Source organism: Micromonospora sp. CA-259024, from assembly GCF_050936255.1.
GTDB lineage: Bacteria > Actinomycetota > Actinomycetes > Mycobacteriales > Micromonosporaceae > Micromonospora.
On record NZ_JBNJND010000001.1, the window covers coordinates 2,975,129 to 2,988,454 of the forward strand.

Below are 13,326 nucleotides of genomic sequence, written 5' to 3' on the forward strand. Positions count from 1 at the left end.
ACAACGCGGTCGTCGAATCGTTCGGGGCCGCATGCAAACCGAACTGCTCAACCGCAAGAAATGGAAGACCCGGATCGAACTGGCCAGCGCGATCTTCGACTACCTCGAGATCTTCCACAACCGGCAACGCCGCCGCAGCTCGCTCGGCACGCTCACCCCGATCGAGTATGAAAGGCTCCACCCGTTCATCACGTCCGCAGCCTAAGTCCACCAACACGACTCCAAGGAAGCCGGGGCACATCACCGACTCACCGTGATCCGACCTGACTCACCAGCCTGGCGCGTCGCTACAGCCCAGTCGCACTGCCTGCTCGATGATGGGATTGACGTCGACGGCGGCGCTTCGCAATGATCGAACCATGGCCGAGAGTTGGTAGCCGTCGTAAAAAGGTGGTTGAGTGCCGCGCAGCAGGTGGACGAGGAGCTCCGCGAAATCGGTAGGCGCCTGACTGATGCGCTCAGCCAGATCGTCGAGGAAGCGCGAATGCCGATCTAGATGGGCCGAGTGTTGCTGCGCCAGCGCAACGCCGTCTCCGACAGATTTGGTGAGGTACACCGCCCAGGTGGCCATGGCCGATGCCTCGTCGACGGTTAGTTCGATCGGGGTGCTCTTGAGCCGATCCTCCCAGTATGGGCGCATCCACCGGCTCCACTGGTGCTCGACCGCGTCGGCGTCCAACTCTGCCAGTAGCCAACCAACGCGCCGCAACCACTCAACTCGTGTCTTAGTGTCGGTGGTACGGGTGAAGGTTCGGGCCCATCCGTCAGCGGTCGGGGCGGTATCACTGAAGACGGCGACGGCAGCGAGTTGTTCGGGGATCTGATGCCCGATGTCCTCGCGGAACTGGCCGATGCGTCCGGCCGTTGCGAGGTAGAAATCAAGCAGCCCGGCCTCAAGGAGACGGTCGTTCCATCGGCCCCACGACAGGAACCCGTCCCAGGCGCGCCGTGCCCGGGCCTCGTCGCCCCAATCGAGCAGCGGCAGGATGGTGCGGTCAGCCCATTCCTGGTCGGCGCCGTGTAGGAAATGCAGACGGCTGGCGAGAATCACCTGCGCCATCGCCGCTCGATCGTCATCGCTGGCGATCAGTTCCTCCAGCCGCAACCGCATCGGCGCCGGCAGACCTGTCCAGCTGTCCGTCGCGGCTCGCCAATCGGCCGCGAGGGCATCCAGCCAGAACTGTGCGAGCCAGCCCGCGGGATGGTTAATCGCAGCGGTGAGGTAGTCGTCCCCGGCGGGGTCCCTGGTTGGTTTGCTCTCCAGCGCCGCCCAGACTTTCACGGCGAGATCCCGTGCTCCGGGGACGCCGTGCCACACGGTCCGCGTTGCCTTGTTCCCGCCGTCGTCGCCCAACATGCGGGCCACGTCTCCCGCAGCCGCAGCCGCGGCCAGCTGCACGCCGCCGAGCTGTTCAACGACAGCTGCTGACGCGGTGTCATCCAGAGCCGCGCCGGACCAGCCGCGAACAACAGCGCCGACGATGCCCGCATGGCCACCACCCTCGACGTCAATTAGGCGGAACCCGTCCCCGGGGTGGCTCTGGACCGTCTCTATCACCAGGTTGACGGCATCGTCCCAGGACGGGCCGTCGAAAGGGACATCGATTCCCTCGTATTGTCGTAGGGAGGTGAGGGCGGCGGCAGGATCCACCTCGATGCGGTGGTGCAGCGCTTCGACGGACATGGGCGGATTCGCTGCCACCCAGCCGCTCTCGAACCAGCGGCGAAACTCGGGATGCTCCCGTTCCCGATACTCGGGGTGCACGGCCTGAGCTCCCGCCAAGGCGACGCGGACGCTTTCGAGCTCGGGCGCATGTCGCGCGATCCACGCCAGAGCGGTGTACTTCTGGTAGTCGCTAACGTTGACTTGCGATGTCGCCAGCACGTCCGCGACGACCGCATCCGCCACCTCCCGGTCGGTGCCGCCGATAGCGACCTCGATCAGGCGGAAGACCTCATGCCACAGCTGGCTGTCGAAAAGCCATGCCCGTTCGCGCAGCCAGGCAACCTTGGCGGTGGCGCTGACGTCACTACGTTGCGCCCAGCCATGGACAGCCAGCCGACGTAGCAGGGGCACGTCCGAGGCAGCCCAGGCGTCCAGGTATGCGATGCCGGCTTGCCCGGCCAGCAGTGTTTCCAGGCAGTCTCGGGCAGCGTCCACGAGGATGTCAATCGGCCTGTTGATCTGGTCCTGCGGGTGCGGCTCGATTGCGGCCCGCCCGAAGGACAGCGGATCCCACCCCGGGTTCGAGACACCTGCGGCGGTGAGCATGCGATGTGCCTGGCGCAGGTGCCCGTCCACGATGCCGATGACTTCGGATGCCGCTCGCCCAAGATGCGGAGCAAACACCTTCTGCCACGCCTCTGGTAGCCAATGTGAGTCGCCTCGCACGCGCAGGTCGAACGTCGGCGGCCGATCGGGCAGGAAAGACCGTTGGAACACCGCCTGAGGCTCGGTCAGGTGCTCGAAAATCAGCAGCGCGGTGGCACGGTCCTCAGGCCACCGCGAGGCAACCAGCGCAAAGTCGAGCCAGCGATCTCGAGACTCCGGCGCGTCGCGCACCAACAGCACTAACCACGGTGAGAGCCACTCCGGGCGGCCCGCTTGCCGCCTGTGCAGGTGCAGGCCGATCGCTAAGCAGACCGCCGGCCCCAGCCGACCGCCCGCAGACTGCACCAACGCGAGCGCGGCGAGGCTGTGTTCTTCTTTCATCACGTAGTGCTCGACGAACCAGTCGGCAAGGGGCGACCTGTCGGGCGATCCATCGAACAGCCGCCGGAACTGGGGACGGTGTGCAGCCCACGACAACCACTCCGCGCTGCGCGCGTGCTCGATGAAGAAGCCCACCTTGTCGTCGTCGGCCAGAACACTCTCCAGGTATGACATCTCCTCGGGGACCCCGGACGGCGACGCTGACAGTAGTTGCGCGACCTGTCGGCGATGGTCGAGCAGACCCATGGACGACCGCGAGGCCCACTTTTCGACCACCTCGGTGAGGCCGGCGTGGGATCCGTCTACCACTTGGTAGGCGACGGCCTCGATCCGCAGGTGCCGCCAGTACGAGCTAGGCGGTTCCTGGATCAGCACGTACCGCCTACTCGGAGGGCGCAGCGCCCGGCCGAGATAGGTCATGACTACGTCGTTGTGGCTGTAGCCGATGAACAGGACGGTATACGTCGCAAACATGCGTTCCAGGAACCGGGCAGCCCACCCGTCTCGTAGATAGGCCCTCCCAAAGTCCTCGTCCGTCGCGATGAGATGGCGGGGCTCCTGCGCGAGAGTGCCATGCAAATAGACCAGGCCCTCAAAGTCGTCGCCCATGGGAAGCGCCGGCCCGTGGTACTCCATCGGCTCGTAGTCGCCTAGGACAACCGAGAGGTGCCGGTCGTAGTTGGTGGTCACAATCCGAATATTCGGGCCGGAGGTCGCCAGGGCTGCGATCGCCTTGTGCAGCCCGTTTGGCTGCGATGCAGGGTCTCCGATCCGTGTCGCCACACGCTTATGCACGTCCAGCAGCGGATTCGCATCGGCCTTGCCGAGCAGCACGTCCGGCGGGTCTGCCGGATCGATGCGGATGTTCGCGTCGGTGGCGACTTCCTCTGCTAGCACCTTAAAATTCGGCAGGCGGGAGGGAGGACTCATGGAGGCACCGGCGCCCACGAAGATGACCAACTGGCCGCGCCGGTGCGCGTCGATCAGTTCCTCGGGCACGTCGACATTCCCCATCCACACGGGGTGATCCTACGTACGACGACCGGAACCATGTCGCCTGCCGGGCGCGGCGATGCCGAAGAGCCCGCTGCCCCGGCCGATCCTCGTCACCAGCGGCACCGGTGTGGGCGCGCTGGAGGCGGCCGGGGGCAGGGCCGCGACGACGAGAGCATGCACGCGGCTGTGCCTCGTCGGCCCCATCTGCTCGAAGAACGGGGTGACGGTCGGTGGATCACCGCTGCCGGCGGCACCCTGCTCGCCACCGCAATAGCAACCACGATGGCGTTCTGCGCCGACAGCGTGCCGATCGAACAATGGGTCACGACGGCCAGACGAGCCCCGACGCGGAAGTGCGGCACGGGAAACGCGTCGCGGCGGATCAGCTTGTAGGCGGCGGAGCGGGACATGCCGAGCACCGCCGCGGCGGTTGCCAGGTCGGTGCTGGCACCCAGGGCGCGGATCCGCTCGGCCATCCACGTCGGCTCCCGCTCACCCGCGGCCGCCCCTTCCCCAGACTGCGGTGGCACCGTTCGAGTGCGTCTGGTTGCAGAAGCCGATGAAAGGCCATGCCTGCCGCACTCCGACTTCCACGACAAAAGCACCGACAAGGCGATTCATCTCCACGCACACATCATGCCCGAAGCCGAGATCGGCGGCGCTCATGTGCCGCGGCACATGGGCAACAGCGTCGGATCGGGGACGCGGGACGGGCCGGCCGGACCTGACCAGCGCCGGCCTCAAGATCGATGCCACGAAGGTACGGGCTTGGGGGTCCGCCGAGAGCCGAAGGAACCTGCCGCTCTCCCCTACGGCAAGCAGCCAGACAGCTAGACAGGATCAGGACCACCTCCCGATCGGAATATCAGGTAGAGCCTTCTGTCGCGCCTCGGGCACGATGCCCAGATGATGCTGCTGGTCCCCGCGAACCCTCTGTGGCCATGCCGACCCGACGACCACTTCGCTGCCGAAGCGCAAGCCGCCCGCGCTGCCGGGTTCGACGTCGCGGTGGTCGATCACGACGCCCTGACCCAGGGCGACCCGCTACGGGCGGTCGCGGCGGTGCCGGCCGGTGGCGTCGCGGTCTACCGCGGCTGGATGCTGCGCAGCGAGCAGTACAGGGCCTTCGCCGAAGCGCTGGCCGTCCGCGGCGTGACCCTACGAACCGGCAGCGACCAGTACCGCTGCGCCCACGAACTGCCCGGCTGGTACCACGCGCTCGCGGCGGTCACCCCGACTTCCACCTGGACCACCAGCGCAGATCGGACCGCGTTCGGCCGGGCCCGCGCGCAACTCGGTGACGGGCCTGCTGTGCTGCGCGACTACACCAAGTCGATGAAACACCACTGGCACGAAGCCGTGTTCGTTCCCGACCTCACCGACGCCACCGCCGCGTGGCAGATCGCCGCCCGATTCCTGGATCTGCGCGCCGACGATTTCACCGGCGGGTTCGTCCTGCGCTCCTTCGAACACTTCACCACCGCGGAAGTACGCACCTGGTGGACCCACGGCACCTGCGCACTCGTCGGCGCGCATCCCGACACCCCCAACGACCTCCCACCCGCCGAGGTCGGCCTCGCCACGATCACGCCGCTGGTCGCCGCCCTCGACCTGCCCTTCGTCACCGTCGACCTCGCCCGACGCGACGACGGCATATGGCGCGTCATCGAACTCGGCGACGGCCAAGTCAGCGACCGCCCCACCACCATCAACCCCCACGACTTCGTCGCCGCGCTACTCACCAGCACATTGATTGCCAAAAATAGGCGCTGAGCTGCACAGGCAGGCTCAAACAGTGGTCGCTTCTTGTTACTGGTTGTCAATGGCAGGCGGGGGTTTTCGGGGGATAAACGGGGGCAGGTCGGCAGGACAGCGCTGGGTCCCACCGCGCCCCGCTCCCCACCATCGGGGACGTCCCGTCACCAGAAAACAGCGCGCGCCTACCCGTCGCGACTCGCCTACCGTAGGCAAGGGGTTCGTGTCGGTGAGGGACTTGAACCCCCACGATCCGCATTGATGCGCACTCTGGGTGCGCATGCGCTGATACTACAGCCTGCGGCTACGGCAGCGCAGCTATGCAAAATATGCAGCGCTTGACACAGAATCAAGAAGCCAAATGCCGCATCTTCCCCGAGACGCAAATGACGCAGCAGGCCCAAGCGCGTGACAGCAACCCACGCAAACAACCACGCCCACTGGCACACAACCGAGTGGAGCCACTACCATCAGTAATGGCTCCACTCCGTTGTCAATGCGATAGACGAACCCTCGCCCAAGAGTCGCCACAAGAACTATCGACGGCTGACTCTAATCGAACTCACGGGAGGTAGGGAGATCGGCATCTCGTCCGTCACCCAGGCGAATTCGAGCGACGAAAGTCGTCCCCCTGAAAGCCAGACAAGCAACTCGCCGACATAGTTTTTAGCTTCATCGTAGACGTGGGCAACGACCGGCAGTACGCCGTCCGCTACTTGTGCAGTAGGCAGATCGGCCGATGTGTCGAGATCGATACTCGGCGACCCGCTCGGCTGCCACTTAGCCGATACCTTTGCTGAGTCAAGCTGCGCCCTTAGCTCCGCCACGCCAGGGCAGTCGTCGATCAGAATCGCCCGGATCACCTGGTGTTCAAGGGTGGTCAGAGGGCGAGGGAACTCATCACCCTGACCGTTCTCTAGATAAGTACTCATCATGGCGCTCCGGGGAACTTCGATGGAATGAATGCCGTTCCTATTCGAGGTACACCATTCACCATGGCACCCCGAATGGTCACAGTCTCGCCATAGAGTACACGCTGCACCTCGAAAGGCCCGCTCGCGGGAAGCCCGCAAGAACAGTTCAGGCTATCGACGATTGAGCGCATCGCCTCGGACCTGCCACCCGCAGCAGTAACAAGATCTCCAAATCCGTGCTTTGCAGGGTCAATCACATGCTCCAGTTTCTGAGGAGTGTTGGCGAGGTTGAATGCCTCATCCAATGTTGACTGACTCAGCGATGCGCATCCATTGGTGTTGTGAACGAGGACCGGCGTATCACCAGCCAACACGTAGTACGTGTGGATGTCAGCGACCGTAAGGTTGTAGGTCACTGCAACGCGGGCAGTCGGCTCGATGCGACCATCGAGGCGAATTGAAGCACCGTTGAGGGAGAGCAGCCTGTCACGAGAACTGAGCTGATCTGCCGGTTCCCACCGACCTGGTCGATCTGGTCAGTCGGGTAGACGGCTCGCCGAGCGACCAGCAGATCGCAGCCTGGCTGGCCAACCTGGCCGACGGAGAGGTGCTCGATCGGATGTCGAGACTGAAGGTCACCCATACCCACGACCCCGGCGTCATACTACAAAACGTCGAAGTGCTCAAAGGGCTACGTGACGAGGCTCTGGGATTCGTCCAGCGCTGACACCCGGTCTTGCCGGCCAGAGGCAAGGAAGTACCAGACCATCAGCAGTTCACGGCGCGAGGGCGGCAAAAATCGCAGGAGCTTTCACTAATCTACGGCCGGCCGAGAGTAACAGACCTGACCGAGGAATTCAGCATTGGCGAACGTCGCGCCGTGATCAGAGAGCCTGTCCTTGGCGCTCTGGATCGACAGTTTTATGGGCAGCGACGTCCTGCCGATCTTTGGGAATGTCCGCCAACCATTTGGACATCTGCCACTCATAAGGCTCGGATGACTCCCCGAATTTCACGCCAAGGTCACGGCGCACGGCCGCGTAGAAACGACCTCGCGCTTGACCAGCAGCATGTACAGCCTCGTGCCACGTCAAGTCACTGGACTGACTGTGAGCATGGCGGGGTCGGTTCAGCAGTGGTGAGCTGATAGCTGGCAGTGGTGGGCGTGACTCTTGGCCTGACTGGCTTTGTGCCTTTGGCTGGACTTGTCCGTCCGCTGCTGCCGGCGCCGGCCCGGCGGGAGACGTTTGGCCTGATCAGGAGCTTGACCGCCAGTTAGCGGCTGGCGTGTCTCATCACAGTCCTGCCATCTCCGCACCGGACCGGACCTTTGCGTCCCCACGGTGAGGAGAGAACGCATGTCCATGCTGGCAGATCTGGTCGAGGTCGTCATCGGCGTCGACACGCACAAAGACACCCACACCGCTGCGCTGCTCGATACCCGCACCGGCGGGGTCTTGGCGCGGATCACGGTCAACACCGACGCAGACGGCTACGCGCAGCTGGTGGCCCTGGCCGGACAGCATTCAGGGCTGCGGGCCTGGGCCCTCGAGGGCTCCGGCGGCTACGGCGCCGGCCTCGCCCGACACCTGGCCGATGCCGGTGAGCTGCTCGTCGAACTGGACCGGCCGCTGCGACCGGCCCGCCGGGCCGGGGCGAAGTCTGACCCGATCGACGCCGAACGCGCCGCCCGCGACGCCCTGGCCCGCACGCGGCTGGCGCAGCCCAAGACCGGCGCGCAACGAGCAGCACTGCAGGTGCGGCTGACCGCCCGCCGAGCGGCCGTGGAAGCCAGTGCTGACGCTCAGCGGCAGCTGCACGCGTTGGTGATCACCGCTCCCGAGGTGGTGCGGGCCCGCTTCCGCGGCCAGAGCACCCGGGCCATGCTCACCACCGCCACCCGACTACGCCCCTCCAGCAGCGCGGATATCGACGTGTTCACCTGCCTGACCGTGCTGCGCGACCTCGCTCGCCGCGTCCGCTTCCTCGAAGCCGAAGCCGCCGAACACGAAAGGGCGATCCGCACGATCGTCCGCTCCTGGCGACCCGACCTACTCGACCTCACCGGAGTCGGACCGATCGTTGCCGCCACCGTGCTCACCGCCTGGTCCCACCCCGGACGCTGCCGAAACGACGCCGCGTTCGCCATGCTCGCCGGCGCCGCCCCGATCCCCGCATCATCAGGAAAGACCATCCGCTACCGGCTCAACCGCTCAGGCGACCGCCAACTCAACCGCGCCCTGCACACCATCGTCCTGACCCGCCTACAACGCGACCAGGACACCCGCGCCTACGCCGAACGGCGCCGCGCCCAAGGCAAAACCGACCGAGAGATCAAACGCTGCCTCAAACGCTACGTCGCCCGCGAAATCTACCGACGCCTCGAAACCCCACCCCAAACACTTGACCCGGCATAGGAGCGTCCAACGGCCAACCGCATGAGGCGGAAAGTCACCTGGTGCCACTCCCGCGCGGCCGCGACTACCGCCTCATCACCTAGCATTAGCACCGCTTCCCACTTGGTCGTTCGCTCTTTCTCCGCATCGATAAGTTCAGCTTCGCTCGTCTCCCCGCCAAACCAAAAGTCGTCCTTATAAACGCCCCGCGTAGCGGCGAGGCGTACCGCAATCGAGATACCTTTCTTGACGGCATGCGCGTAGTCCGAGTAGGCGGCGAGCCGCCGCTCGTCCCAGCGGATCGCCTGTTGCCTGCGCCAGCGGCTCCGCTCCTGCGCCGCAGTGGTCAGGTACGTCGCAACAGCGCCGACGAGCACCCCGACGAGCGCAGGCAACTGAAGCAGTAAGAGACGCATGGCGTATCCATCCTCGGAGGCGCGCTGACGAGCTTCATCGTGTCGTTCTGGCGCAAGCCCGCGTTCAACCCCGGCAGGTAGGAACGGCTCCCGGTCCACGGTCGCAGGCCTCGGTGGCGCCCCTTCACGGGCTTCGAGCGCTAGCTCAGGTCACGATGCCGACGCTGGGCCAGCGTTCGACCGGGCGATGGCGGGCGAGCCGCTGCCGGGAGATCTCCGAGCTGACCCTGCTCGGGTTACGCCGCCACACCCCGTCGAGCAGGTCGTCGAGGCCGTACGGCGCACATACCGCGACCTGGCCGTCCGCGTCGAGGCGGACCCCTACTGCGGTGGCGTACTCGGGCCAGGTGGCGACCGCGTCAGCGATGGTCCGCAACGCGGCCACCGGACCGCCGCCGAACTTCGCCGGTACCAGGTGTGCACGGCGGCCTGGTTCTTCGCCTCCCACGGCGGATCAGGCCAGGCCGCCACCAACCGCCGGGTGGCCCGGTCGTCGTTGTCGCGACTCAGGTCCGCCCCGTCGAGGAAAACGACATCGACGTCCCGCACCCCCGCGGGGTCGAAGCCGTCGCCGTACCGCTCGCCCCAGACCAGGTCGCGGATAGCGCCCGCGCCGATCCAGGCGTCCGGCAGGCCGGAGTCCCGCACGACGCCCAGCGCCCGCACCAGCCACGGGCTGCGCCGGACCAGGTCCCGCAGTTCGTCTTCCCGCATCGTTTCCCCCGGTTGCCGCTGCTGGGATGCCTGCTCAGTCGAACAACCGGCCTACGAGGGCACCCTGGCCGGACTGCAGGATGTGCGCCGCCCGTAACGGTATCCAGAAGCACTCGAACTGGGTGGGCTCCTGCTCGCCGTCGTGGTTCTCCTGGCTCGCCCACCGCTCGGGCGTCGACTCGTGCAGCGCCAGCTCGAAGACGTGGCGACGCTGAATCTCGAAGCGGAGCGGGCTGATGTCGTACTCGATCTCCCCCAGCTTGCGCACGACGGTGAAGCCCGTCAGTCCGGTCTCCTCGCGGGCCTCGCGCAGCGCCGCGTCCGCCAGGTCCTCACCCAGGCGGACGCTGCCACCGGGCACCTGGATGCCCACCTCCTCGTAGCTGAAGTCGATGTGCCGGAAGACGAGCAAGCGCCCTTCCCGCACGACGTAGCAGAGAACCTTGTCGGTCATCACCTTCTCGGGCATGGTGCCTTTCCTCCGCTCGTTCCTGGTGCGTCTACCCGGGGTGTGGCAGGTGCGGGTCGGGCAGGCCGAAGATGGCGTCTTGGGCGGCCAGAGCAAGGCTGGCCTGGGTGGTAGCGGATAGGCCGAGCCTGTTCCAGTGGAAAATCACGTGCAGGGCGATTACTGCCCGCAGGCCACGGGTGAGGATGCCCTGTTCCCGTTGGCGGCGTAGGGCTGCGCCTGCGTTTGCCGCGCAGCGCCTCGGACTGGCGTGGCTCGCCCTGGGCGTCCTCGTCCTGGCTGGCCTGTACCTGTCCGGGCGGCGGCCGACGCTGTCCGGGTTGGCACCGGCGCAGCCGCAGCCGCGGCGGCTGCATGCGGAGCGGGTGTGATGGGCATGGACGGCATCGTGTACTCCCCCGGCCCCGACGAGCTGGCCTACACCTTCGGCGCCCGGATGCCGGTGGCGCATGTGCGCTCAGGGGACGTGCTGCAGGTCTTCACCGAAGACTGCTTCGGTGGCCTCGTGCGCGGCCCCGGTGATCTGCCGTCGCAGGTGTGCCGCATGCCCTACCTCAACCCCGTCTCCGGGCCGTTTTTCATCGAAGACGCCGAACCGGGTGACACCCTCGCCATTCACATCGCCTCGATCGTGCCGGCCCGTACGTGGGGTGTGTCGTCCACGTTCCCGCACTTCGGCGCGCTCACCTCGACCACCCACACCGCCACCCTCCAACCACCGCTGCAGGAGCGGGTGTGGGTGTACGGGATCGACCAGCGGGCCGGGACGGTTCGCTTCCGGGCTACGGGCAGCGACCACACAGTGGATCTGCCGCTGGACCCGATGATCGGCACGATCGGCGTTGCACCCGGCGGGTTCCAGGCGCTCTCCACCATCATCCCCGGCACTCACGGCGGGAACCTCGACTCGCCCGAGCTGCGCGCCGGCGCCACCGTCTACCTCGGGGTGAACGTGCACGGGGCGATGCTCGCCCTCGGCGACGGCCACGCCCGCCAAGGCGAAGGTGAGGCCTGCGGCGTAGGCGTGGAAATCGCGACCACCACCACGCTGATCGTCGAAGTACTCAAGGGCACGTCCACGCCGTGGCCCAGGATGGAAACCGACACGTCGATCATGTCGGTCGGCTGCGCCCGGCCCCTAGAGGACGCCTACCGCATCGCCCACCACGACCTCGTCGGCTGGGCCAGCACCCTCACCGGCCTGGACACCCTCGACGCCTACCAGCTGGTGTCGCAGGCAGGGCGGGCACCGATCGGCAACGTGTGCGACCCGAACTACACCGTCCTCTCCGCCGTCGACAAAACCCTCCTACCCACCCCGCGCGCTGCGTACGACGGGGTACACGGCCGGCTGCGGCAGCTCGCGGCCGGGCTGCTGTAGGAGTCAGCTGATGACCGCGTCGATCCCCCAACTGCCGCTACGCGACGAGCTGTTCCTCCTCGGCCACGACGACGACACCGGCCAGCCCCATGTGCACCGTCAAACCCTCGCCCTTGGCATGGCCGGGGCGGTCCTGATCGACCTGTTCCTGGCCGGGCGGGTCACCCTGGACCCGAACGAGACGACCTGCCCGGCCTCCACCCCGCAGCTTCGCCTGCGCGTCGACCGGCCAGTGGGTGACCTGATCGCCGACACTGCGCTTGCCTCGATCCGCCACGCCCACCCCGCCGCCACGGTTAGGCCCTGGCTGCGCGGCTTCGCCGACGACCTCTACGAACGCACCCGCGCCGGTCTGCTCGCCGCCGGGATCCTGCACCACCACACCCGACGCCGTCTCGCTGGCCTCATCCGCGCCGACACCTATCTGCCTACCGACACGAAGTGGACCGTGGTCCCCCGCGCCCGGCTGCGCTACCTCGCCGTCGGACATGAACTGCCTAACAACCACACGGCCGCCCTCGCCGGACTGGTCGCCGTCCTCGGCCTCACCCCACACCTCTACCTCGACGACGACACCACCGCACTCACCGTGCGCATGACAACAGTCGCCGACCAGCACCACTGGCAGGTCCGTGACATCACCGCAGCGGTCGACGCCGCCGTGGGTGACCTCGCGACCGCCGCCTACCGCTGAACCTCACCCCCGTCACGCATCGCGGGGCGGCGACGACGCCAGCCCGAGGATCGGCCCGCATCTGCTGTCACTCCCGACTCGTACACCGGAGGCTCCCCGCCATGAACGACGTTCCTCGTATCCGCGCTGCCCGCTGGGCCGACAAGGGACCCGTCGCCGCTCTGATCGCCGACGCCTTACACCCCAGCACTCTCGCCGAGTGGCTCGTTCCCGACCCGCGGCTGCGGCGGCGAATCCTGGCCGACGTCCTCGAGATCTGGGTGGAGCACGCCATGTTCTACGGCGACATCCACGTCACCGACGATCTCAGCGCCGCCACCGTCGGCTTCCACCGCTACCGCCCGATCCCACCGCCGGCCAGCTACCAGACGCGGCTCACCGCCGCCGCTGGCCCACACGCACACCGCTTCGACGCCCTCGATCAGATCCTCACCGATCAGCGGCCGACCGAGCCGCACTACGACCTTGCGTTCCTCGCCGTCGCAGCGCGTGCTCAGCGGACCAGGCGTGGCAGCGCGATCCTCAACTACCATCGCAGTCGCCTCGACCGCATTGATCTGCCCTCCTGGACCGCGACGACCAGCGGGGCTCAGCGCCTGTACGCCCGCTACGGATACATCTCCCGACCGGCGATCACGTTGCCCGATGGCCCGGCGATCTGCCCACTGCGCCGCAACCCCAACCACCCCGCTGACGCACGCCCGGTCACCAAGCCCCACCCAGCGCTGTCCTACGCACACGACCACAACGTCTAACCCTCGGCCGGAGGGCGGTCAACCCGATCGCGCCAGCAGCAACCCGAGCAGGACCGCCATCGCTGCCCCCGATTTGCGCCCAATGTAAGCCACACATACAGAGAAGACCGTTACCGGCTACTC

General features: G+C 66.7%; 13 protein-coding genes and 2 pseudogenes. 7 read left to right on the forward strand and 8 right to left on the reverse strand.

Going from position 1 to position 13,326, the window contains the following annotated elements:
* The first annotated feature begins 31 nt into the window (after window positions 1-31).
* Window positions 32-205, forward strand: a complete 174-nt coding sequence (locus tag ACQEUX_RS12890) for an IS3 family transposase (protein ID WP_433046153.1) — start codon at window positions 32-34, stop codon at window positions 203-205.
* A gap of 63 nt (window positions 206-268) precedes the next feature.
* On the opposite strand, the gene ACQEUX_RS12895 is transcribed toward ACQEUX_RS12890, so the two are convergent.
* Window positions 269-3,727, reverse strand: a complete 3,459-nt coding sequence (locus ACQEUX_RS12895) for an SIR2 family protein (protein WP_433049781.1) — start codon at window positions 3,725-3,727, stop codon at window positions 269-271.
* A gap of 888 nt (window positions 3,728-4,615) precedes the next feature.
* Between ACQEUX_RS12895 and ACQEUX_RS12900 the strand changes: the two genes are divergently transcribed.
* Window positions 4,616-5,482 carry an ATP-grasp domain-containing protein gene (locus ACQEUX_RS12900; RefSeq protein WP_433046156.1) on the forward strand — a complete coding sequence of 289 codons (867 nt, stop codon included), beginning with the start codon at window positions 4,616-4,618 and terminating at the stop codon, window positions 5,480-5,482.
* Window positions 5,483-6,000: 518 nt separating this feature from the next.
* Here the strand turns inward: ACQEUX_RS12900 and ACQEUX_RS12905 are convergent.
* Together ACQEUX_RS12905 and ACQEUX_RS12910 are read right to left on the reverse strand one after the other, a co-directional pair.
* The gene (locus tag ACQEUX_RS12905; RefSeq protein ID WP_433046159.1) at window positions 6,001-6,399 is read right to left on the reverse strand and encodes a hypothetical protein; all 399 of its coding nucleotides are present in this window, start codon (window positions 6,397-6,399) and stop codon (window positions 6,001-6,003) included.
* A complete protein-coding gene (locus ACQEUX_RS12910; RefSeq protein ID WP_433049784.1) occupies window positions 6,396-6,860 on the reverse strand; it encodes a hypothetical protein in 465 nt (154 codons plus the stop codon). The genes ACQEUX_RS12905 and ACQEUX_RS12910 overlap by 4 nt, the downstream gene beginning before the upstream one ends.
* A gap of 876 nt (window positions 6,861-7,736) precedes the next feature.
* Here ACQEUX_RS12910 and ACQEUX_RS12915 point away from each other — a divergent pair.
* Window positions 7,737-8,795 (forward strand): IS110 family transposase, encoded by a 1,059-nt coding sequence (locus ACQEUX_RS12915; RefSeq protein ID WP_433046162.1) that lies wholly within the window; start codon window positions 7,737-7,739, stop codon window positions 8,793-8,795.
* Here the strand turns inward: ACQEUX_RS12915 and ACQEUX_RS12920 are convergent.
* The 5 genes and pseudogenes from ACQEUX_RS12920 to ACQEUX_RS12940 form a co-directional block, all read right to left on the reverse strand.
* A complete protein-coding gene (locus ACQEUX_RS12920) occupies window positions 8,750-9,190 on the reverse strand; it encodes a hypothetical protein (RefSeq protein ID WP_433046165.1) in 441 nt (146 codons plus the stop codon). The genes ACQEUX_RS12915 and ACQEUX_RS12920 overlap by 46 nt on opposite strands.
* 145 nt (window positions 9,191-9,335) lie before the next feature.
* Window positions 9,336-9,566, reverse strand: coding sequence for a nucleotidyltransferase family protein (locus ACQEUX_RS12925; RefSeq protein ID WP_433046168.1), 231 nt, complete (start codon window positions 9,564-9,566; stop codon window positions 9,336-9,338).
* Complete coding sequence (locus tag ACQEUX_RS12930; protein ID WP_433046171.1) at window positions 9,512-9,904, reverse strand: nucleotidyltransferase family protein; 393 nt, start codon at window positions 9,902-9,904, stop codon at window positions 9,512-9,514. Before ACQEUX_RS12930 ends, ACQEUX_RS12925 begins: the two co-directional genes overlap by 55 nt.
* Window positions 9,905-9,938: 34 nt before the next feature.
* Entirely contained in the window at window positions 9,939-10,373 is a 435-nt protein-coding gene (locus tag ACQEUX_RS12935; RefSeq protein ID WP_433046174.1) for an NUDIX hydrolase, read from the reverse strand.
* 31 nt (window positions 10,374-10,404) lie between these two features.
* A pseudogene (locus tag ACQEUX_RS12940) lies at window positions 10,405-10,602 on the reverse strand (thiopeptide-type bacteriocin biosynthesis protein); the annotation flags it as partial.
* Between ACQEUX_RS12940 and ACQEUX_RS12945 the strand changes: the two are divergent.
* The 4 genes and pseudogenes from ACQEUX_RS12945 to ACQEUX_RS12960 all read left to right on the forward strand — a co-directional run.
* Window positions 10,601-10,744 (forward strand): annotated as a pseudogene (locus ACQEUX_RS12945) (amino acid permease); the annotation flags it as partial. The pseudogenes ACQEUX_RS12940 and ACQEUX_RS12945 overlap by 2 nt on opposite strands.
* Window positions 10,744-11,754, forward strand: coding sequence for an acetamidase/formamidase family protein (locus ACQEUX_RS12950; RefSeq protein ID WP_433049787.1), 1,011 nt, complete (start codon window positions 10,744-10,746; stop codon window positions 11,752-11,754). The pseudogene ACQEUX_RS12945 and the gene ACQEUX_RS12950, both read left to right, overlap by 1 nt.
* Window positions 11,755-11,764: 10 nt before the next feature.
* Window positions 11,765-12,448, forward strand: a complete 684-nt coding sequence (locus ACQEUX_RS12955; RefSeq protein WP_433046177.1) for a GOLPH3/VPS74 family protein — start codon at window positions 11,765-11,767, stop codon at window positions 12,446-12,448.
* A 101-nt stretch (window positions 12,449-12,549) separates the two neighbouring features.
* Window positions 12,550-13,203 carry an N-acetyltransferase gene (locus tag ACQEUX_RS12960; RefSeq protein WP_433046180.1) on the forward strand — a complete coding sequence of 218 codons (654 nt, stop codon included), beginning with the start codon at window positions 12,550-12,552 and terminating at the stop codon, window positions 13,201-13,203.
* Window positions 13,204-13,326 lie beyond the last annotated feature (123 nt).

Coding starts and splice junctions, on each gene's coding strand:
- ACQEUX_RS12890 (WP_433046153.1), top strand. CDS start 32: ATGCAAACCGAACTGCTCAACCGCAAGAAATGGAAGACCCGGATCGAA.
- ACQEUX_RS12895 (WP_433049781.1), bottom strand. CDS start 3,727: ATGGGGAATGTCGACGTGCCCGAGGAACTGATCGACGCGCACCGGCGC.
- ACQEUX_RS12900 (WP_433046156.1), top strand. CDS start 4,616: ATGATGCTGCTGGTCCCCGCGAACCCTCTGTGGCCATGCCGACCCGAC.
- ACQEUX_RS12905 (WP_433046159.1), bottom strand. CDS start 6,399: ATGATGAGTACTTATCTAGAGAACGGTCAGGGTGATGAGTTCCCTCGC.
- ACQEUX_RS12915 (WP_433046162.1), top strand. CDS start 7,737: ATGTCCATGCTGGCAGATCTGGTCGAGGTCGTCATCGGCGTCGACACG.
- ACQEUX_RS12920 (WP_433046165.1), bottom strand. CDS start 9,190: ATGCGTCTCTTACTGCTTCAGTTGCCTGCGCTCGTCGGGGTGCTCGTC.
- ACQEUX_RS12930 (WP_433046171.1), bottom strand. CDS start 9,904: ATGCGGGAAGACGAACTGCGGGACCTGGTCCGGCGCAGCCCGTGGCTG.
- ACQEUX_RS12935 (WP_433046174.1), bottom strand. CDS start 10,373: ATGCCCGAGAAGGTGATGACCGACAAGGTTCTCTGCTACGTCGTGCGG.
- ACQEUX_RS12950 (WP_433049787.1), top strand. CDS start 10,744: ATGGGCATGGACGGCATCGTGTACTCCCCCGGCCCCGACGAGCTGGCC.
- ACQEUX_RS12955 (WP_433046177.1), top strand. CDS start 11,765: ATGACCGCGTCGATCCCCCAACTGCCGCTACGCGACGAGCTGTTCCTC.
- ACQEUX_RS12960 (WP_433046180.1), top strand. CDS start 12,550: ATGAACGACGTTCCTCGTATCCGCGCTGCCCGCTGGGCCGACAAGGGA.